The organism is Atlanticothrix silvestris CENA357 (genome assembly GCF_016056295.1).
GTDB classification, from domain to species: domain Bacteria; phylum Cyanobacteriota; class Cyanobacteriia; order Cyanobacteriales; family Nostocaceae; genus Atlanticothrix; species Atlanticothrix silvestris.
Genome location: NZ_JAECZB010000105.1, coordinates 69,069 through 90,126 on the forward strand (window position 1 = coordinate 69,069; position 21,058 = coordinate 90,126).

Genomic DNA, 21,058 nt, shown 5'->3' on the forward strand with positions numbered 1-21,058 from the left:
ATGCAAACTTGCTAGTTTCAAAAATTTAGACTAGATGGCTCATGCAGAGCCATCTATCAATAGAATTTCTAGACAATTAGTGAGGGTGTTTGTATAGGAATTGCCAAATTTTTCACGTAATTATGTTGACAATACCAATTGACTTCATCACAAAGTGTATTTTCCAGAGGGCGAAAAGTCGCACCTAATTCTCTAATGGCTTTATCAGAAGAAACTTGCACTCTTTTACGCATAGCTTTTATGCCATTGAGAGATATAGAAACCTCTTTGTCAGATAGTCGAGCATACTTTTCAGAAAACCAGGCGTAGGCTACAGTTACAGCGTGAGGAAGTTGAATTGGAGATGGAATACCGGTAATTTTTTCGAGGGCTGTAAAAACATCTTTAATACTGAAGTAGCGCCCCCCTAAAATGTACTTTTCTCCACTTTTACCCAAGTCAACAGCATTAATCATTGCTTGGGCTACATCTCGCGCATCAACAATACTAGTCCCTCCAGGAATAGTTAATGGAAGTTTGCGTTCGATATAGTCCAGAATTAACTTACCACTATTGGTAGGGGCAGCATCCCCAGGGCCAAACATCCAGGCTGGCAAGATAGTTGTTACTGGTAGGGTGTGTTCCTGTAAAAATTGATGAATTGCTTTTTCGGTAAGAATTTTGCTCTTGAAATAGAGGTTTTTCTCTGCTATTGGATGAGGAGGTGTCGTTTCATCTCCAGGAGCGCCATTCGGTTTCATACCGATAATGCCAGCAGAACTGACGTAAACAACTTTCTTGATACCAACCTTTTCTGCCGCAGTCAGTAAATTGATTGTGCCGTTGATATTGATATCTTCAAGATGTTTCCAATGATTTCCCGGTTGATAATATTCCCGGAAATATGCTGCTGTGTGGAATAGAACATCGCATCCTTCTAAGTCTGGCACAAAGTCGTTGACATCGAGCATATCACCAGGAATAAAAGTTACATTCGAGTTTTTCAGAAGACTGAATGCTTTTTCTGGAGAACGAACCAGTGCCTTGACTTGATGTCCCTGCTCAACTAGCGATCGCACCAAATTATTACCGAGTAAACCTGTAGCGCCTGTAACAAAAGCTTTCATTGTTTGCCTCCTGATTGCAATTCCAGAGTGGGGCTAGAGCTGATAATTCCCTGAGATTGAGAATCTTCGGAATTGAATGCTTGAACTTGAGGTGCAGTGAGCGCTTGAGCTTCATTAGCTCTGAGTTCAGGATGGGCAATTAGAGAACCGATTTCGTCTGTTTTAGCAAAGAATACTGTCCCTACAAGGGTCATAATCAAAACTATTGCTGAAAAATATTTCGGTACTTCTTTTTTTCCCCAAAACAGTACAATCCCAAGTAAAGCAAGCCCACCGAGTATCCCCATTGAGATAGAGGCTTTATTTGCCATCTCCATGTGACTGGCAATGAAAGCAGGAGAAACATTAGAAAAAGAACTCACATAAGCTACAGAATTCTTTCCCGTCCAGTAAACACTGATAGTCATCAGTGCAAAAAGAACCGACAACCATAACGCAACTTTGGCAACAAAGTTATTGTTGTAGAACAGGGCTACCCCAAGCAGAATTGTTACTACTGAAATACCAATAACTGGAAAATGATTCAATGCAAGGTGAAAAAATGGATAACTCATCTGTATTTCCTCTTAATAGTAAAGTGCTGAATATAAACCCGGTTGCATCAAAACTGAATACCATTAGTTTTCAGTGCTGCTGGATCTTTTCTGCATACCTGCAACATAGTTAGCAATAACCACTTCTGGTAACTCTGGTACCCACGGGATGCGCCGAATGTTGATTAGAAAATCAGATACCCCGTGTAAAGCACACCAAAGTCCTTGGGTAGCAGCCTCAACAGGTTGCTGTGCAAAAATTCCTTCTTTGATGCAGCGTTTTACCATCCGTTGCATTTGCACTCGGAAGAGAATGACTCCTGGTGCTGGTTCATCTGGTTCTGGCATAGAGTCAGAACGAGGCATGGTGAGAAAGCGGTAAGCATCAGGGTTTTTCTTAGCCCATTCCACAAACGCCAAACAAGCTTGATGAAGTTGCTCTAGTGGGCTTTTAGCAGTGACTGCCTCTACAGCTTGTTGCAGACCTTCAGATGCTTGACAAAGCGCTGCATACCATAATTCGTACTTGCTAGAGTAGCTTTGCTGGAGAAGTTCTGGTGATAACCGCAGACGCTCGGCTACTGCTTGTATGGTAGCTTCATCGTAGCCACGTGAAAGAAAAACTTCGTATGTCGCTTTAGCCAGTTCGGTTTTCTGGGGAAACGTCTGAGGCTTTGGCAGCAAGAGGTTGTTCATAGTTGCAATTTTAATTCCAATTGTTTGCTGCACAAGGTTCTGCCGACCAGTCTAGAACTATACCAGCGTATAACCACTTGCTTGTTTCGATCGCTAAGAGCATAATCCTGTCACCTGACTTCAGTTTTCCTGTCTTCCAGGCATAATCTAAAGCTAAAGGTACTGCTGCTGAACCAGTATTACTGACTAAGGAAAGATTCTCAAAGATTTTGTCACCAAGAACAACCCACTCTGATGTTTGCAGATGGGAATGCTCAATTTCAGAGCGCAGGTACCCTGCGTTGCCTTCAGGCAGGAAACACAAATCAATTGATTCAGCAGTCGTGCTACTGCGTTTTAAAACATCGACAAGAGCTTCATTCAAGACATGAGGTGTAAATTTGCCTGAGTTAGTAAAATCAACTTTTAGCTCCATCAAGCAAGCTTTCTTCTGGTCTAATGTTGTTAGCAAAGCATTAGTACCACCACCGGGAATGATCATACCGGGTTTTTTATTGCCGCCTACACACGCCATAGCTGACCCAACAAATCCCGGCTCATCCTCAGTGGCTGTCAAAACCATTGCAGCAGCCCCATCACCAAAAGAGTAAATATTTAAGCGATCGCGCGCCCGTAACGAAGACGGATCTTTACCGAGAAATTGCGGTGCTAGTAGTGGAGAGATGGCTTCACTACCAATAACAATAGCAGTTTGATAGATACCTCTTTCCAGATAAAGACGCGCTACATCTAAAGCTTCTACAGTTCCACAACAACCAGAACGGACTTCCAAGGTAGCACAACGGCGTAGCCCCAATTTTTCCTGCACCAGAGTCACCATCGGCGGTAGGGGATAATCTGGGCTAGCGGTGGAGAGAACTAAAAGATCAACATCATTGGGATCGATATTAGCCAGTTCCAGAGCCTGCTTTGCAGCTTTAGCCGCCATATCAGAATTAGTTTCGTGATATTCACCTGTAATTGGATTAACTAACCAGTGGCGGCGTTCTACCTGAACTTGCTCGAGTAATTCCGGGCTGAGTGGCCCTAAAATAGATTCTAAAGTTTCGTTAGTCAAAGGTTCACCAGGCAGGTATGAACCAGTACTAACAATCCGGGCTGATTTAATCATTTACTTGTCTTGTTTTGTTGTTGAACACGAATTTAAGGCAATTGAAAAATGAGTTCCACCTAAAGAGCAACTATTGACTAAAACTGTCCCGGTTGGTGTGGGATAGTATCCTGGTTGCTGCCATGCTTTGAGAGCTAAGGCAGCATTTAACATCCCGCCAACTCCTATTGATTCACCCAAAACCCTTTTAGGTGTAATTACATCCAGCTTGACTTTATTAAATAGATGTCGCACAGCTGTGGCTTCAGCGATATCAGCAGGGCGATAACCGGCTGCATTAGCCCAGATAGCCATAACATCCGCGGGTTCTATATGCGATCGCGACATGGCTACCTTCATGGCTTGCTCTAGTCCAACTCCTCTAAGATTGAAACGTCCTACACCTTTACTATCCGATGCAATCCCGTAACCTTGCATTTGCCCATATATGCGAGCCTGTCGAGCTTTAGCACTAGACAGTCGTTCTAAGACAAGTGCTACACTACCTTCAGCGAGAGCAAAGCCATTACCAGCCGATGAAACAAGCGAATTGCTAGACAGCAGTTCTAATTCTTTGTAGCCAAGAATTACGTGATCAGTCAGGGTATCAGTTGCAATGCAGACCATAGTATCCGCTTGACCTGAAGCAACTAAATCATATCCATAACACAGTGCTGATGCTCCGGCTGCGTGTCCTGCGGTTACCGTGGAGGATGGGCCGACAATGCCTGTGTGAATTGAAACAAGACCTGCGGCGGCATTGTAAACTGTGTTGGGGAAGACCGCCGGATTTGCTCCTTTGATTCCTTCTTCTAACAGAGGATGGAAAAACTTCTCCAGACTCTCGATTGGGCCAAGTCCAGTGCCGAACATCACACCAATCCGATTTTGATTTTCTGGTGTTACCTCAATTCCTGCATCTTGCAGAACTAATTGAGTGGCAACAACAGAGAGGACACCCAAGCGATCCATGCGCCGACGATCTCTCGGTGTTAAGAAGCCCGAAGGGTCTAGGTGTACACGACCTACTTGGACACCATTTTCTACTTGTGTACAAACTTGATTGGTTACAAAAGCGTTCCAGGCTGCATCCAAAGAGTTGCCAGCCGCGGTCAGGGTGGAAATACCAGTTATTACAACCTCCTCTGGCTCTATGGTAGGAGGCGAAGCAACATTGGCATCACTGCGCGCAAACACAACACAAGCGTTATGACCACCAAAAGCAAAGTTATTGGAGATGGCCACATCCATAGACAGGGGGCGGGCTGAGTTGGGGACATAATCGAGATTGCATTCGGGAGCTTTTCCCTGGAAATTAGCAGTCGGAGGAGCGATTTGTTCTTGTAGAGCTTTGAGTGTGACAATTCCTTCGACAGCACCAGCCGCACCTAATAAATGACCAATCATTGATTTGGTACTGCTGAGAGCTACGCTGTCAGCAGCATCACCCAAAGCCAAACGAACTGCCTTTGTTTCAGCTGGGTCGTTCTTGGCAGTGCCAGTTCCATGACCATTAATATAACGTACTTGAGTCGATGAAACCCCAGCTCTGGCGATCGCCGATCTAATTGCTTGTGCGGCCCCCACTCCTTCAGGGTGAGGAGCTGTCGGATGGTATCCATCAGCTGAAAGACCATAGGCGAGGATTTGACCCAACAGGGGAGATCCCAGCCGTCGGGCGATGTCTTCACGCACAAGAACCAGTATACCGCTACCTTCACCGAGTGAAAGCCCTTGTCGGTGCTGAGAATATGGACTTGCGGGTTCAGGAGAAAGGGATTCTAGAGAGTTGAAGCCAGCAAAAAGCACGTCTGAGAAAGCATCAGAACCGCCAGCAAGAACAACGTCTGCGTGACCATTGCGGATTAGTTCAGCCGCATAGCCGATGGCATTGGCTCCTGCTGCACAGGCTGTGGAAATAGAAAGCAAAGGCCCTTGTAACTTAAAAGTACCGCCTATAGCTTCAGCAAGGGCTTGGGGCGGGAAAAACAGCAGTAACTCTGGTGCAGGAGATTCTTGAAAAACTTTGCCAGAGTACCACTGACGAGCGCTGGGAAATCCAGCCATACAAGTACCGATAACTACACCCCAGCGTTCAGGAGGTACTTGCTGAAATCCAATTCCACTATTAGCGATCGCTTCTTCAACAGCTTTCAGGGCAAAGTCGATAGTTGGCTCTCGGAACCCCCTTGAATGCCAGTGTGTCAGCGGAGGAAAAACTAATTCTTTTACCTCACCTCCCAAACGGGTTTGGTAAGATTCCATTGGCATGGACTGTACCGGTTTAATGGCAACGCGACCTTGCTTAACTCCTTGCCAAAGGGATTGAGCGGTGGAACCTAAAGCGGTGACTGCACCCAATCCGGTTACCATTACACGTACAGGTTCTTCGTTTAAACTAGTTGTCACCATGAAATTAGCTCCTCTTTAATTAAACTTGGCGCATGGCAAGAGCAACATTTTGCCCTTCCAGACCCCGCGCAAGAGAGAGCACTTGTTTTAACTGCGTTTTTCGGGCTTGATGAGAAACCCAGTCAAGAGCGCACTCAGGATCTAAATCCTCAAGATTTAAGGTAGGTGGCAGGATTTGATGATGAATTGCTAACGCTGCTACAGCTGCGTTGAGAGCGCCAGCTGCGGCTACCAAATGGCCTGTTGAGGGTTTGATGCTACTTGCTGTTAAATGATTAGCAGCAGTGCCAAAGACTTTGTGCAATGCTTTGGCTTCGCTAACGTCACCTAGTTTTGTGCCGCTACCATGAGCGATAACATAGTCAATAGCTTCGGGGGATGTATCTGCTTCCCGTAAGGCACTGGACATAGCTCGCGTTAAACCTCGTCCTTCAGGATGGGGGGTGATTAGCCGATGAGCATCGTACCCATTGCCAAAGCCAGTAACTTCGGCGTAGATATTAGCTCCTCGTTTGATGGCTGCTTGGTATTCTTCGAGAATTAAGAAAGCTGCACCTTCTCCAACAATGGTTCCCGAACGGTTTTTATCAAAAGGCTTGTATGCTTTTGCGCCCAAGTCATTGCGGTCACTCATGACATTTAAGGCTTCGAGCTTAGTTAGATTCCACCAGGAGACTGTATCATCAAAACCACCCGCGATCGCCACATCAACTTCACCCCGGCAGATGGCTCGATAAGCACTGCCAATGGCTATAGCACTAGCATCAGCTGTGCCAGCAAAGAAAGTGTTAGCACCTTTAATGCCGTATGCTTCTGATAAGTAATATAGACAAACGCCTGGCAACCCAACTACAAATAATAGCGGATTTACTTTGGATGGAGCAGATTCTTGGAAGCGATGCATATCTACGGTGCCGTCAGAGTTGCGGGCATCCAAAATTGCATCGGTCATATTTGTCAAATCGCAGACATCTTTGTTCGCACCGATGAACAGACCTGTGCGATCGCCATCCAACTGCTCAATCTTTAGATGTGAATCCCGTAAAGCTAAGGTAGCACCAGCAAAGGCAAGTTGTTCACCGCGAGTCATCAGCCGCAGGGTACGCCGATTAGTCACAAAATCCTTAGGATTGAATGCAACTTCGCCAGCTAGTTGAGTTCGCAAGGAAGAAGCGTCTAAAAGAGTGATTTGACCAATGCCAGTACGACCTTCAATCAACCCATTCCAAGTCGCTTCCGTGCTCGCCCCCAAAGGAGTCACAAGACCAATGCCAGTGATCACAGCACGTTTCACGAGTCTACTCCTTTGCCAATGGGAAATAAGCGAATCTGACGAGCAGTAACAACCACTTTTCCTGCTACCTGGATTGTCCCACTCAATAATGCAGACTCAACTGATAACTTCTTCAACTCTACTGCGACTTCCATCTGGTCTCCTGGTTTTACGAAATGCATAAAACGGACTCGTTCTGCTCCAGCTAATTTCCACTGCTGTCCGGTTTGCTCATTCAACAACCAAGCTGCAAGTTCTGCAAAATTTCCTAGTAGCAGTACCCCAGGGACTACAGGAAAGCGAGGAAAGTGGGTTGAGAAAAATGAGAGGGTATGAGGAACATTTTGCCAAGCTTGGGCTTTTTTCCCAGGATCTATAGTGGTTATCCGCTCTAGTGGGAAAAGATTCATAGCTGTACCTCCTGGAAGTTAGGATGACGCACCACTAAACTTGCATTAGTACCACCAAAAGCAAAAGCGTTAATCATAACAGCTCTCACTGGGGTCGGCTTGGCATAATTGGGTACATAATTGAGGTCAAGCTTGGGGTCTGGATACTCGTAATTGATCGTTGGTGGTACTATCTGGTCACGCAGGGAACACGCCGCAACTAACAAGTTTAAAGCTCCAGATGCAGCAGTCAAGTGACCTGTCATCGACTTTGGCGAACTCACAAGTAGACGATAAGCGTCCAATCCAAAAACTTTTTTGATTGCAACAGTCTCACTCGTATCATTGCCCGGAGTACTTGTGCCATGAGCAACAATATAATCTACTTGATCGGTGCCTAAACCTGATTCAGTTAGTGCGTTAGCCATCGCTAGAATCGCACCACTACCATCGGGTGGTGAATCCGTGACCCTGTAAGCATTTAAGCTAGACCCGTAACCAACCAATTCGCCGTATATGTATGCGCCTCGCTCCAAAGCAGAGTCCCAATCTTCTAAAATAACGACTACGCCACCTTCTCCTAGAACAAAGCCGGAGCGTTTCCGGTCGAAGGGGCGAGAACCTCGACTCGGATCATCATTATAGGAAGTGGTTAATGCCCCCAACATACTAAAACCGAGGACATCAAAGTAAGAGGTCATAGCATCATATCCACCCGCAGCCATCAGCCTCGCTTCGCCTTCCTGAATTAGGCGGAATGCTTCACCAATGGCATGGGCAGAACTAGCACAAGCTGTACTAATACTGATCATCGGGCCTTGACAGTTGCCAATCAGCGCCATAGTTGCCATACCGCTATTATGAGAACGGAGTAGCACATCCGACGGAGCTAGAGAGGGAAGCTGTTTTCCGTCACTGGAGTGCATTGTGTAAAGCATATCGGATAACTGCTGTAGCTCAGGCCATTTTAAGCCACAGCCAATTGCAATACCTGTTTCATGCGGCTGATAAGTATCTGGCTGAATCTTGGCATCTGCCATTGCTTGCACAAAAGCAGCAACACCAAAGCTAGCCCCATTGTAAAGATAACGATTTAGACGATAATTTGAAAGCTCACTATTCACGTCAAAGTTTTTTACAGTACCTGCAATATGAACCGAGTACTTATCCGGGGAGAAACTAGTGATGGGTTCAATACCGCTTTGACCTGCTAGTAGTGAATTCCAAGTGGTAGATGTATCATTGCCAACAGGAGTAACAGCGCCAAGACCTGTAATTGCTACTCGTTTTTTCATTACGCACCTCTTCGTGTGAGCAGATGTTGCATCCGGGTAGTTTCTTGTGGGTCTTCCAATTGACTGGCTTCAGTCAGAGCTAACAAAACCTCCTTTACCTCCATTACTGTCTGCTGTGCTACTAATGCCCGACCGGAAATAGCGGCAACTTCATCGCCCATAGCAGTCAAGTTAACCTCTAGCTCCAGCACATCAGATGGTTGAACAGATCCCTGGAATTCTACCGAACCTATAGAAAGCAGGGCTGCACGTTGGTGACTTGCGGTAGAAATAAATATTAACCATGCACCAGCTTGACAAAAAGCCTCTAGAATCAATGGTTCTGGCATCACTAGCTTTGAACCAATGCTGTCCCAGTACTCTTCTTGGGAAGAAGTTATTTTCCGAGCTTTTATGGAGCGCTTTGCTTCCCACGTTTCAATTTGGTCAATTAAGTAAAAACGCACAAAGATTCCTCTAAGTCATTTCCAAACTGCTACAGCACAAGCGATCGCCATGCCTACTGTATGAGATAAGGTAATATCTAAATCTACTAGTCCTCGCCGTTGTGCAGATGCAGCTACCTCGTTATGTAGGCAAATATGCGGCTTGCCGATAACATCGTTAATAACTTCTACGTCAGTCCAATAAACTCCCTGACCAATCCCAGTTCCAAATGCTTTCAGTACTGCCTCTTTAGCAGCAAAACGAACTGCTAGACGCTCGTATTGGCCACGCTTCCCTACACAATAGGCACTTTCATGGGTGGTGAAGATAGTATCGAGAATATCGGGGTTCTCAGTAATCAGTCGAACTACACGCTTAACCTCAACAATATCAACACCAATTCGGATGCCTGACTTATTCCTCAGTGGAAAGTTTAACACGTTCAAACACTATATCAACGAAGTTTTCTATCGTAAATAAATCAAGAATCTTTTCAACTTCTAGTTTGCCAGCTAGTTCATCAGAATTGATTTGTGGCATAACTTTCTGTAATTGGGCTAAACCTACCGCAGAGATAATACCCTGCTCGTCAGCAAACTCTTCATCTGGAATACCGCCTTGGACATAGGCAGCAAGGTCAGAAGACTTAATTTTCACTCCCAGTTTGCGCTCAATACGGAACAGAATATCTAACAAATCAATGGATTCGGCTCCCAAATCACCTAATAAAGTTGCTTCGAGAACCACCTCATCTTCGCTCACTCCCAGCGCATCGACAATAGCAGATTGAGTAGCGCTGAAGATTTCTCCTTTGCTATTTATTACAGTTTTAGTCATGAAAATTCTCCTCGGTTTGCTAGTTAAATTAGGAAAATGTGGATTTATACGGACGGTTTACCCATCGCTAAAGGGGTACTTAAGCCACCATCTACAGTGACTAGAGATCCAGTCACATAACTGGAGTCAGAAGTTGCTAAGAAAGTAACTACTTTTGCTACTTCTTCTGGTTTAGCAAAGGTACGGGATGGAATCTGCTTGAGAATTTTGTTACCTTCTTTAGCAAGCAAATCTGTAACCAGGTCAGTAGAGCAAAAACCTGGTAGCACTGCGTTAACACGGATATTAAAGCGAGCAAGTTCCATAGCACAGCAGCGAGTGAAGGCGTTGATAGCACCTTTTGATGCAGCGTAATTGGACTCGCCAATCCAACCTCTTTCACCCATTACAGAAGATATGTTCACAATTGCGCCGCTCCGCTGGCTCATAAAATGTGCGATCGCAGCCTTGGTGCAATTAAACACACCACCGAAGTTCACTTGCATCACATCGAGCCAATCACCAGGTTCTAAGTTAAAGATTAATCCATCTTTTGCAACTCCAGCATTGTTAACTAGAATATCTAAACCTCCTAGTTTATTGATAATGTCCTGTATCATGGCATTGACTTGCTCGTAGTCAGTCACGTCGGATTGTATAGCTATTGCCTTACCACCAGATGCGTGGATTATATCCACTACTTCCTGTGCTTGAGACTCACCAGAACGGTAATTAACAACAACAGTTGCTCCCTCCTGTGAAAGGTCTAGAGCAATGGCCCTACCAATACCACGAGAGCCACCTGTTACCAGAGCGACTAGCCCATTCAACTTCTTTTGCATAATCCCTTTTTGGTTACTTTGAGAAAATAAAAGTTAAGAACAGAAAAAATTATGCAGCTGCCATAATAAAGCAAGTATTTCAACAAATTGTTCATGATTAGTAAACTACAAATTTTAGTTATCACCTGAGTCTTTGAACATATTTTTTCAAATCTTGTATGACTTTCAACATTTATAAGATAAGTATTATTCAAGGTATTTTCAAGGGAAAATATTGCATAAAAATAGGATATTTATTATCATTACACCAAAAAATTTTCTCGAAAGGGCGATCACTACGCACGACGCAGGCATCACCAACAAATGACTACAGAAAACAATAAGTATTAAATCAGATAAATATTGTTGTGCCTTTTGAATACCGACAATACTAGTCCCAGTGCTAATAGTGTAAAACCCTTCGTTTTTAAGGCAATTAATAAAAAGATTGCGGGTTTGAGATGGTCTTAGCATTTATTTGTCAAGCTTTTTCAGAAAAATCATTTGTAACAATCAATCGCAAAATACTATCTGCACCTGCAACTACATTTATTCGCAAAATTCTTATTTATCAACTTGCCACTTTTTTAGTATTTTAACCAGTAAATATCTAAATTTTAAGGATCAATTTAAGAGGATGTTTGAAAAGTGAAGTGTAGCGATCTCAGCTGTAAAAGATGCGGGGTAAGCAATACAGCCTTCATCGCCGATTGTAAAGCAGGCTCTGTTGCAACACGGGGGCAAATTGTAGGCAATGGCGGAATTTATTGTGTTCCCCTATAGTTGCAGTTAATCCTGGCTGAAATTCAACTATTTTTTTCTATAAGTCAGAGGGTTTTTTGAGCAAACTTTCAAACTACCGTTTGATGGGACTTTCGGTTAGTTGCATTTAATCCTGGGTCTTGGCAACTTTTGATGATCTTGGTTGGGGTAAGGCAGAAGGAAGAAAGATATAATTGAGACACTTCAAACTTCACTCCATCAAACATTTGAGGGATAAGCCTCAGCAAGCCTTATGTCGGTGCTAACCCACCTCTTACCAGATTCAACCAATTTGAAACTTGAGAATTGTCTTCTTGACGAGATAAAAACTCAAATAAAATTGATTGTTTCCGCAATCAAAACAGTAGTTAATTGTCCAGTTTGTAACCAACCAACTCATAAAATTCATAGTCGCTATGAACGCTTCTTAGCATGGCTAGTGCTACGGAAACCGGAGTCGCAACAGCCAGATTCGGAAGAATTGATTGCACTACTAATAGCGCAACATCCAGATTTAGCCAAAGCCATCAACTTAGCTCAAGGTTTCGCTCAAATTGTGCGCCAGCGACTGCCGAGAAAACTCCAACGGTGGCTAACTGTTGCAGAAAATAGTAATTTGACTGCTTTTCGTCGCTTTGCTAAACGATTGCATGAAGATTATCCCTGTTCTGTCACTCTCGGAAAACAATAATCGAAGCAATATTCTGAAACTTTGATTGAGCCAAGCTTTGAGGCTTTATTTTCTAACAGTAACTAAAATTTATAGCCAAAACTTAGAAATTAAAGCCTCGAAAGGCTTTCAGCGATTGGGTTCTCCCAAAGTGATAAAAGAGGGTTATGATGCTGTGAAAGCAGGTGTAACTATGTCAGTCAGCAATGGGCCCGTTGAAGGGCATATTAATCGACTGAAAATGTTAAAGCGGCAAATGTATGGACGCGCCAAGATAGACTTGCTTGAGCGACGATTCTTGTTAGCAACCTAAAGGGTATAATTCTTGTACTTCAAACTTTTTCTTGACTTCTGAAGTCAGACTTCAAACTTAGTTATGAGCTATAGAAATCAGTTCATTTGGCAAAGAGCAGTTCAACTTGCCATCAATTGTTATAAATTTACACGCCTATTTCCTCAATCAGAATTGTATGGCTTAACTAGCCAAATACGGCGTTCTTCTGTATCTGTAGCATCTAATATAGCAGAAGGCTATGGCAGGCGTTCCAAGCCAGAATATATACAGTTTTTACATATTGCTTTAGGTTCTTTGAGAGAACTAGATACGCAATTAATCATTGCCAAAGAAGTAGATTTAGCCGAGAAAAATCTTTTCACACCCTTATTGACCATCTCAAAAATATGTTTCAAGTAGAACATTCAAGGCATCGTAGTGTATTTAACTTTTTAGTCAACTTAATGGCGGGTTTGGCTGCTTATACCTATTTACCTAAAAAGCCGTCTATTGATATTTATCCAAAAGACTTGCCTGCTTTACCTCCTGCCATTTTTTAGTTAGTCGAACTCACGTTCAATTAATCGTAATGATGTCTTTGCCACTTTGTGTGATCGCTGCTGTGAATGCCACTTGAGCAAATTCTTACACAGCAAGCTTTTTGCGCCTTCCTATTCGTCGAACTCACGTTGGATTAACAGAATTTTATTAGTGGGATAGGTTCCTCATAGCTGCTGGAAGTGCTGTAGCTCTGATTAGAAATTTGTTAAAAGTCTTGCTTTTCTGAAGAGAAACTGTAGTACTGTTTCTTGAGAAGAAATGATGTCTGCTCTCCCTTCCATGCCAGATTGAATTGTACACTGGCGATCGCCAACACTTAATACTAGCTTTTCTGGTTGGATAGTAATATCATAATTAGCAGCATTTTTATCTTTATTTTCAGATATGTTGGCGTAGCCCAACTCAGACATCGCATCTGGAGAAATGGCGCTGACTTTACCTTTTAGAGTTCCGTATTCAGTATACGAACAGCCAGAAACCCGCATTTGTACTTCTTGACCTTTTTCTACTTTGCGGATATCTTGAGATCCCACTAATGCCTTAATTATTAAGGGTGAATCATTAGGAGAAATTTGAGCAACAATCTCACCAGAACGCAACACTTGGGAAGGATTACGCAAATTTAATTCCTGGATAACGCCAGATGCTGAGGCACGAATTGCCGTATCTGCAATCTCTCGAAGAATTTGTTGAAGTTCTTGTTGATCGCGGTTAAATTGTTTTTGAATTTCAACTTTTTGTTGTAATAATTGCTCGCGTTCTTGATTTAATTTTCCCAGGCTGACTTTACCTGTAGCACTTTCAGCAGCAATTTTCTCTTGAGAAATTGCAACACTAGCATCACTAGGATTGAGATTAACAAATGTGCTTTGTAATCTAGCTGTAGCTGCTTCTACTGCTTGTTGCTGTTGCTGGATTGCTTGTTGTTGTTCTTCTACACTAGCTTTTTGAGATTCTAGGAGTTGTTCTTGTTGTTCAACAGCTAGTTGCACTTCTTGAAATTGATCCTGAGAAATCGATCCGGTTTGGAGTAAGGGTTGATATCTGTCTCGCTTTGCCTTTGCTGCCCTTAATGAAGCATCGCTAGACTTTAAATTCGCTATTACTGATTTTAACTGTGTTTGAGTTTTTTGTAATTCCTTTTGAGCTTGCCTTAAATTTGCTTTAGCTTCCCTAACTTCAGCAGCTGAGGTGATTCGCCTATCTTGCACCTCGCGTTGACTGCGATTAAGTTCAGCTTTAGCTGAGGCGATAACTCGGCTGGTGCGATCGCTTTCTGCTGCTATTTGCCCATCTAAAGCCAAAATTTGGGCATCAAGTTGAGATAGTTGCAGTTTAGCTTGTCGAATATTTGTTTCCAATTGGCTTTTTTGAGTCTGAAGACGATTATCTTCTATCAGCGCGATCGCATCTCCCTTTTTCACTGGTTGATTTACCTGCACAGCAATGCTTTTAATCGTTCCCTCTGTTGCTGCTTGCACCAGGCGCAGTTCTCCAGCAGGGCGAATAGTCGCTGGGACTTTGACTGTAATTTTATATTTAAGAACGCTTGCCAAAATAAGACTAGCAGCAAAGATACTAAGGAGAACTATACCGCCGATAGTTGTCCAATTACTAATGGGGGGCAAGAATTCATTAGGAGTAGCTGGGCGCAGAGAGTCGGGGTTAGTTACCTTTTCTGCATTGGTGTAAGAAATTGCAGGTGAAGATAAGTTTGCATCAGCCATTTTTGAATTCAATATTTTTTAGTTTTATTTTAGACAATAAAAGTTGGAATTTACTTAATTTATACTTACTTAACTGAATTCTGTAGAACTTCAGCGATCGTTTGTGAAATCGGTAAGCCAGGACAGTGTTCCAACCAGAAGAACTCGCCAACTGGGTTAACTTCAAGGAACACATACCGACCATCAGGAGTCAAAATAATATCAATAGCTCCGTAGTTCATACGGAATTCTACCATGAGTTTGAGCAATTTCTCTTCCACATCTTGAGGCAGAGTATATGACTCCCAAGCGTTAAGTAAGGCAATTCCTTGTTTACGCCAATCGTAACGCGCCTTATCCAAAGCTTGAGAATCAACCGCAGCCGTCAGAACACGCTTACCTACAATAATTGTCCGCAATTCCAATGCTTTAGGAATTTTCTCCTGAAATGTCATTGGGCAGAAACGTAAGCCATCAAGGTTATCCAGATCCTCAGATGAAATTGGATTTGTAAACACAACTTTTTCTCGTCCTTGTTCATCGTAAATAGCGAAGGAAGAGAGCATTTTTGTAATTATTCTCTGCTGGCACTCTTGGGCAAATTGTTTGACTGCCAGTGGATTATTTGTAGTTAGGGTGCGTGGTGTATCTAGACCTACCTTCCGCGCTATTTGTAATTGCAGTTGCTTATTTTCGGCTCGGCGAATATTTGGTAGAGGGTCAAGATGAAATCCCTTAATACTGGCAATCATTCCCTCAATGGTGACGCGAGATTCTTTCAATGAAGCTTGTCTGAGTTGCTTATCCATCGAGTCGGGAATTTTTGAACCAATTGCAATACGTCGATACCAAACTGCTGAGACTTTATTTAAATCTAATGTCTGGTCATCAACATTTAGAGTAACTCGCTCAGTTTCACCATAGTAAACATCTAACTGGATTTCTGTGGGAAATCGATCTGTGTCAAAACGAAATGCTTTGCCTCCTTGGGCTTCAATTGCCTGAATCACTAGAGGAATACTTTCGTTGTCTTGGCTGTGAGTAATTATTAAAACAGTCACGTTGCTTCGCTCCGAATTTTAAACTCAAAATTAACAACTTCCTAAACTTATAAAGCCTGTTAGCTAGGTTTGAATTTTTAAGTAAGGGTATTAGATTTAGGACTTGTTGAAAGTAGTGCAGATGCGATCGCATCTGCAATGGGATAGTCCAAATCTCTCTCTAACATCCCCCACTCTCCTGTGGGATTAATTTCTAAAAAAACGTATTCGCCTGATGGCGTTTTAATAAAATCAAAGGCTCCGAAAACCAGTCCAAACCTTGCCATAAAAGCATCCAGACAACGGATTAGTTTGTCGGGTAATTGATATGGTTGCCATGTAAAAATCTCTTTCGTCCCACGTCGCCAATCTTGCGTATATGCTGCATACTCAGACGCATCTAGCGCCCCGACAAAGAGATTGCCATTCACATACACTGCTCGTAGTTCCTGCTGTTTGGGGATTTGCTCTTGAAACACAGTTGGACAATAGCGCAGTGTTTCAGCATCAAGTAAATCTTCTTCTTTAACGGCACTGGTATACATGAAAAATGAGGAGGCTTGCATACCATAAGAAAGGGGTCTGAGCAGCTTGGCAACCATTTTTCCCTTAACTTGGTGGAAAAACTCTCGTGCTTCTTGAGGGTTGTTGGTGACAAGAGTCCGAGGTATGACAAGGCCTACTTCCGATGCAATCCGCAGTTGGCGTAACTTGTTTTCAGCTGCACTAATCCTCTGTAAATCATCCACCCACCTAGCTCCTCTGAGGCTATCCCAAAAGCCATCTAAAACTGCCAGTGATTCAGTAGAGCAGGCTGCTTGAAATTGTGGAGCCAATTCTTTACCTAAATCGGGTTGCCAAATACGTCGCATCCATACTGCTTGCACTTGCTTGGTGTTAAAGGATAAATCCCCATATTTCAGCCTATGATTGCTATCATAATTACTTAAATTAGCCTGGAGTTGAAGTGTCATTGGAAACTTATCAGTATCAAGGCGAAATGGCTGTACGCCTCGTTTTGATACAGCTTCTGCAACTCTATCTATTGTAAAGAAATCACCACTATGGGTAATTAATAAAACCACATCACGCTCAAGGTGCATAAACTGTCTTCATTCAGTTTTTGAATTTTTCCTATTGTCAACTATTGAGGAAGCAAGGTTTTTAAAAAAGTAAACTTAGTTTTAATGGGAAGCCAACCCCTAAATGGAGTTGGCAAAGCTAACAATATTTTTGTTGTCATAATTTTTCAAAACCGCATTTTTGATGTACTCAAAAGTATGCAGTTATCGTAACTAAGCTAGCTCATCATTATCAGATGGGTACTTTCTCGTTTCTATCGGGCTTGGGCTATCTTCTTGATCAGATGGGAATTTTAGAGTTTGGACAAGTTCATCATCCTTCTTCTTGGTTACACCACAAGTTCCACCGCTAATCGCTTCTGATTCTTGATCCGATAAGTCTTCAAAGCTTTGCCCTTCTAAAAATCGGGCAAAAAACGGTACTGCTTGAGAATTTAGTTTTTCTAGTTTATTTTCAGACATAATTTTTTCTTCCGGTAAAGTGAAGATAAACCTACACTTTCTGCATGGTATTACATAGAGTATAATATTTCAAGTATTAATTTATTCTTAAATAAAATTTAATTTTTAAGTAAAAATCCCTTAAAATAAAGTAACACTTTCATCAAGAAGATCTTTTAAAAGTATAGGGCGAATATATAATCCGCTACTAGACAAACTCTCGTCCACACTAATTGACTATTTGCTTTAGTTTTATTTTTCTAACGATTATAAACTATCAAACAGCACACTAAGAGGCAAAAATAGAATGAATTTACTGTCATCTGCTAATTTTGTCATCTAGAAAGAATGAAATATCAAATCGTTCTGCAACATAGTGAAGAAGACTGTGGAGCAGCGTGTATTGCAACTATTGCCAAACATTATGGACGTAGTTTTGCGATCGCTCGTGTTCGGGAAGTTGTTGGTACAGGAGCGCAGGGTACAACCCTTGTAGGTTTGAAACGTGGTGCCCAAAGCCTTGGATTTAACGCCCGTCAAGTTAGAGCTACGCCGCAACTAATTGAGAAACTTCATGAAGCACCTCTTCCCGCAATTATCCACTGGAAAGGATACCATTGGGTAGTTTTATATGGAAAAAAAGGTAAAAAATATGTAATTGCCGATCCTAGTAGTGGCATCCGCTATCTCAGTCGTGAAGAATTAACTACAGGTTGGGCAAATTATGTCATGTTACTGTTATTACCAGACGAAATACGCTTTTATCAGCAACAATCAGATAAAATTAGCGGTTTTGGTCGTTTTTTAGCACGAGTTTTACCCTATCGTCATATTTTAATCGAAGCAATTTTGATTAACTTGGCGATGGGAATATTTTCCCTTGCAACCCCTTTTTTAATTCAAATTCTCACTGACGACGTACTAGTGAGGGGAGATACACAACTTTTAACCACGGTTGCTATTGGTGTGCTGGCAATAAATACCTTTAGTAGCACCCTAACACTGGTACAGTCTAACTTGATTGCTCACTTTGCTCAACGCCTAGAATTAGGACTTACTTTGGAATTTGGCAGACAAATTTTGCGCCTTCCTCTTACTTATTATGAAGCTCGTCGTAGTGGTGAAATTGTTAGCCGTCTCCGAGATATTCAAGAAATTAATCAGATGGTTTCTCAAATTGTTATTGCTATACCGAGTCAGCTTTTTGTTGCGGCAATCTCATTGGTTTTTATGGGATTTTATAGTCATAAATTATTAGGTTTGTCGGTGGTAGTCGCTCTAATAATGTCTCTATCGACAATTATTTTTCTGCCTACTTTAAGCCAAAAAATTCGTGGTCTTATTGTGGTAAAAGCTGAGAATCAAGCAATACTGGTCGAGATATTTAAAGGCATACTTACCGTAAAAACTGCTAATGCGGCTCCCCAAGCTTGGGAGGAAATTCAAAGTCGTTTTGGAAATCTTGCTTATCTGACTTTTAACACTGTTCAAATTGGCATTATTAATAATGTATTCTCTGGATTAGTTGCTGGCTTTGGTAATCTTGCTATACTCTGGTTTGGCAGTAGTCTAGTTATTAGTCATGAATTAAGCATTGGTCAACTGCTAGCATTTAATGCGATGAATGCTAACTTTCATATATTGATTACTACAATCATTAGTTTTGTCGATGAATTTACTAGAATTCAAACTGCAACACAACGGATTACCGAAGTCATTGAAAGTACTCCAGAAGACCAAAATGAAGAGAAGAAGCCTTGGGCAGTAATCTCTGGTAACGCTGATATTATTTGTACTAATGTCAACTTTCACCATACAGGTAGGGCAGACTTATTACAAGATTTTTCTCTAACTATTCCAGGAGGCAAAGTCACAGCCTTGATTGGTAAATCTGGCTGCGGGAAAAGTACTTTAGCTAAATTGATGGCTGGGTTGTATCCCTTGCAATCAGGTAATATTCGTTTTGGCATTTATAACCAGAAAGATTTATCCTTGGAATGTAGACGGCAACAGGTAGTATTAGTCCCACAAGAACCCCACTTCTGGAGTCGCTCAATTTTAGATAACTTTCGCCTGAGCTACCCTCACACTACATTTGAACAAATTGTTCAAGCTTGCCAAATTGCATCTGCTGACGAATTTATCTGTGAATTACCGGATAACTATCAAACTGTATTAGGTGAATTTGGTGTAAATATTTCAGGTGGACAAAAGCAGAGATTAGCCTTAGCTAGAGCAATAATTACTGACCCTCCAATATTAATTCTAGACGAATCTACTAGTGCATTAGACCCAATATTAGAAGCTCAGGTATTAGATAAAATTTTACATTCTCGGCAAGGCAAAACCACAATTGTAATTAGCCACCGTCCCAGAGTTATCCGACGTGCAGATTTTATTGTCCTATTAGATAAAGGGCAGTTAAAAATGCAAGGCGTTTTAGAGGAAATGCAAGTTACCTCTGGAGAACACTTAGATTTTTTAACACCTTAGATAAGGAAGATAGCTCAATGCTACACTCCAAACTCGGCATTATCCCTGTTCTGTCACTCTCGGAAAACAATAATCGAAGCAATATTCTGAAACTTTGATTGAGCCAAGCTTTGAGGCTTTATTTTCTAACAGTAACTAAAATTTATAGCCAAAACTTAGAAATTAAAGCCTCGAAAGGCTTTCAGCGATTGGGTTCTCCCAAAGTGATAAAAGAGGGTTATTGATTGGAAGCAAATTGCTGATACTGCCACTGACCGCCGGGAATATGGTCACTTTGTTAATGGTCGTGGTGTTAACCGATTTAGTGATGCTGACGCTCTAGCCAGCTTTGGCATTCCCTACCAAAATATTGGTGTCTTGGCAGCAGAACATCAGGTGATAACTGGGCAACCTGTCAACCTGGAAGATAAAAACAGCACTTTCCAAAAGTATCTCACCGAGCTGATAAATGCCGAAATTATCTAAGAGATTGGGCGATTACGCGCTCATCGTCGCTCCAATGTGGATCTAACATTTTACTTCTGCGCTGACTATGACCTTAGTTTCCTCCTCGCGGAACTGCCAGGAGTCAAATTAGAGGTTGTCGATGCCAGTGACTTCTACATCGAAGCTGGTAGCCGAGATCAGCAGACCGGACACGCCATAGTCAACGCTTTCACTCAGCTTTGGCAGTCGCACCAGAAAATTGGCCAAACGGCGATCGCTTCCCTTGCTGATGTTTCCCAAGCCTGGGTAAGCCGATTTACCCAACGGTGGGGAGGCTGGCAACGCTTTAAAAAAATATTACTCCTGCTATTAGACAGTCTTTATAGCGGTAGTAATGAAAATTTTACAGACATGAGCGAGGACGAAAGATGGTTAGCCCGTGAATACTTCCCCATCCTGATTACTGAGTCAGAATAATCATAACGAACATCGCGTCGTTTGCCAAAGATAATCTCTCTAATATATCGAACTTCCTGTTTAGCATTCGAGAAAATACGGCCAAATTTTCGCCATTTGTTATACCTGATGCTTTGCCCTTTTGATAGCCAAACTCCATGATTACTACGTATAGCTACAACAAAATTGAGTTGTAATTGATTCAAAACACTAATAAAATTTCCATCACTTTCCCTATACAGGCTTAACGGGTGACAAGGGAACTCTAAGCTATACGGGACAAAACTTTG

The 21,058-nt window shown here is 42.3% G+C and carries 21 protein-coding genes and 2 pseudogenes; 6 read left to right on the plus strand and 17 right to left on the minus strand.

Annotation, left to right across the window (positions count from 1 at the left end; translation table 11 throughout):
- Positions 1-68: 68 nt before the first annotated feature.
- From I8751_RS27905 to I8751_RS27960, 12 genes are all read right to left on the minus strand, one after another.
- Positions 69-1,106 (minus strand): SDR family oxidoreductase, encoded by a 1,038-nt coding sequence (locus I8751_RS27905; protein ID WP_214442330.1) that lies wholly within the window; start codon positions 1,104-1,106, stop codon positions 69-71.
- Positions 1,103-1,660 carry a hypothetical protein gene (locus tag I8751_RS27910; RefSeq protein WP_214442331.1) on the minus strand — a complete coding sequence of 186 codons (558 nt, stop codon included), beginning with the start codon at positions 1,658-1,660 and terminating at the stop codon, positions 1,103-1,105. Before I8751_RS27910 ends, I8751_RS27905 begins: the two co-directional genes overlap by 4 nt.
- 63 nt (positions 1,661-1,723) lie before the next feature.
- A complete protein-coding gene (locus I8751_RS27915; protein WP_214442332.1) occupies positions 1,724-2,368 on the minus strand; it encodes a TetR/AcrR family transcriptional regulator in 645 nt (214 codons plus the stop codon).
- Positions 2,346-3,446, minus strand: a complete 1,101-nt coding sequence (locus I8751_RS27920) for a 3-oxoacyl-ACP synthase III family protein (protein WP_214442333.1) — start codon at positions 3,444-3,446, stop codon at positions 2,346-2,348. Before I8751_RS27920 ends, I8751_RS27915 begins: the two co-directional genes overlap by 23 nt.
- Entirely contained in the window at positions 3,447-5,837 is a 2,391-nt protein-coding gene (locus tag I8751_RS27925) for a beta-ketoacyl-[acyl-carrier-protein] synthase family protein (protein WP_214442334.1), read from the minus strand.
- Between the two features lie 19 nt (positions 5,838-5,856).
- A complete protein-coding gene (locus I8751_RS27930) occupies positions 5,857-7,131 on the minus strand; it encodes a beta-ketoacyl-[acyl-carrier-protein] synthase family protein (protein WP_214442335.1) in 1,275 nt (424 codons plus the stop codon).
- Positions 7,128-7,520, minus strand: a complete 393-nt coding sequence (locus I8751_RS27935; protein ID WP_214442336.1) for a 3-hydroxyacyl-ACP dehydratase FabZ family protein — start codon at positions 7,518-7,520, stop codon at positions 7,128-7,130. Before I8751_RS27935 ends, I8751_RS27930 begins: the two co-directional genes overlap by 4 nt.
- Entirely contained in the window at positions 7,517-8,794 is a 1,278-nt protein-coding gene (locus tag I8751_RS27940) for a beta-ketoacyl-[acyl-carrier-protein] synthase family protein (RefSeq protein ID WP_214442337.1), read from the minus strand. Before I8751_RS27940 ends, I8751_RS27935 begins: the two co-directional genes overlap by 4 nt.
- A complete protein-coding gene (locus I8751_RS27945) occupies positions 8,794-9,240 on the minus strand; it encodes a hotdog family protein (protein ID WP_214442338.1) in 447 nt (148 codons plus the stop codon). Before I8751_RS27945 ends, I8751_RS27940 begins: the two co-directional genes overlap by 1 nt.
- 15 nt (positions 9,241-9,255) lie before the next feature.
- Positions 9,256-9,660 (minus strand): holo-ACP synthase, encoded by a 405-nt coding sequence (gene acpS, locus I8751_RS27950; RefSeq protein ID WP_214442339.1) that lies wholly within the window; start codon positions 9,658-9,660, stop codon positions 9,256-9,258.
- Positions 9,635-10,057, minus strand: a complete 423-nt coding sequence (locus tag I8751_RS27955; RefSeq protein WP_214442340.1) for an acyl carrier protein — start codon at positions 10,055-10,057, stop codon at positions 9,635-9,637. The genes acpS and I8751_RS27955 overlap by 26 nt, the downstream gene beginning before the upstream one ends.
- A gap of 44 nt (positions 10,058-10,101) precedes the next feature.
- A complete protein-coding gene (locus I8751_RS27960) occupies positions 10,102-10,878 on the minus strand; it encodes an SDR family NAD(P)-dependent oxidoreductase (protein WP_214442341.1) in 777 nt (258 codons plus the stop codon).
- Between the two features lie 994 nt (positions 10,879-11,872).
- Between I8751_RS27960 and I8751_RS29955 the strand changes: the two genes are divergently transcribed.
- From I8751_RS29955 to I8751_RS29960, 4 genes and pseudogenes are all read left to right on the plus strand, one after another.
- Positions 11,873-12,310 (plus strand): DesA/ISL3 alpha bundle tail domain-containing protein, encoded by a 438-nt coding sequence (locus I8751_RS29955; protein ID WP_449658083.1) that lies wholly within the window; start codon positions 11,873-11,875, stop codon positions 12,308-12,310.
- Positions 12,311-12,335: 25 nt separating this feature from the next.
- Positions 12,336-12,602, plus strand: coding sequence for a hypothetical protein (locus I8751_RS27970; protein WP_214442457.1), 267 nt, complete (start codon positions 12,336-12,338; stop codon positions 12,600-12,602).
- A 63-nt stretch (positions 12,603-12,665) separates the two neighbouring features.
- Positions 12,666-12,983: a four helix bundle protein gene (locus I8751_RS27975; RefSeq protein WP_214442342.1), complete on the plus strand. Its 318-nt coding sequence runs from the start codon at positions 12,666-12,668 to the stop codon at positions 12,981-12,983.
- A pseudogene (locus I8751_RS29960) lies at positions 12,947-13,123 on the plus strand (IS982 family transposase); the annotation flags it as partial. The gene I8751_RS27975 and the pseudogene I8751_RS29960, both read left to right, overlap by 37 nt.
- A 195-nt stretch (positions 13,124-13,318) precedes the next feature.
- Here the strand turns inward: I8751_RS29960 and I8751_RS27980 are convergent.
- From I8751_RS27980 to I8751_RS27995, 4 genes are all read right to left on the minus strand, one after another.
- Positions 13,319-14,851, minus strand: a complete 1,533-nt coding sequence (locus I8751_RS27980) for an HlyD family secretion protein (RefSeq protein WP_214442343.1) — start codon at positions 14,849-14,851, stop codon at positions 13,319-13,321.
- Positions 14,852-14,916: 65 nt separating this feature from the next.
- A complete protein-coding gene (locus tag I8751_RS27985) occupies positions 14,917-15,891 on the minus strand; it encodes an MvdD family ATP-grasp ribosomal peptide maturase (RefSeq protein WP_214442344.1) in 975 nt (324 codons plus the stop codon).
- A 77-nt stretch (positions 15,892-15,968) separates the two neighbouring features.
- Positions 15,969-16,973, minus strand: coding sequence for an MvdC family ATP-grasp ribosomal peptide maturase (locus I8751_RS27990; protein WP_214442345.1), 1,005 nt, complete (start codon positions 16,971-16,973; stop codon positions 15,969-15,971).
- Positions 16,974-17,165: 192 nt separating this feature from the next.
- Positions 17,166-17,414: a microviridin/marinostatin family tricyclic proteinase inhibitor gene (locus I8751_RS27995; RefSeq protein WP_214442346.1), complete on the minus strand. Its 249-nt coding sequence runs from the start codon at positions 17,412-17,414 to the stop codon at positions 17,166-17,168.
- 327 nt (positions 17,415-17,741) lie between these two features.
- On the opposite strand from I8751_RS27995, the gene I8751_RS28000 reads away from it, so the two are divergent.
- Positions 17,742-19,886, plus strand: coding sequence for a peptidase domain-containing ABC transporter (locus I8751_RS28000; RefSeq protein ID WP_214442347.1), 2,145 nt, complete (start codon positions 17,742-17,744; stop codon positions 19,884-19,886).
- Between the two features lie 501 nt (positions 19,887-20,387).
- Positions 20,388-20,789 carry a hypothetical protein gene (locus I8751_RS28005; protein WP_214442348.1) on the plus strand — a complete coding sequence of 134 codons (402 nt, stop codon included), beginning with the start codon at positions 20,388-20,390 and terminating at the stop codon, positions 20,787-20,789.
- 2 nt (positions 20,790-20,791) lie between these two features.
- On the opposite strand, the pseudogene I8751_RS29965 reads toward I8751_RS28005, so the two are convergent.
- A pseudogene (locus tag I8751_RS29965) lies at positions 20,792-21,013 on the minus strand (IS701 family transposase); the annotation flags it as partial.
- Between the last annotated feature and the right edge of the window lie 45 nt (positions 21,014-21,058).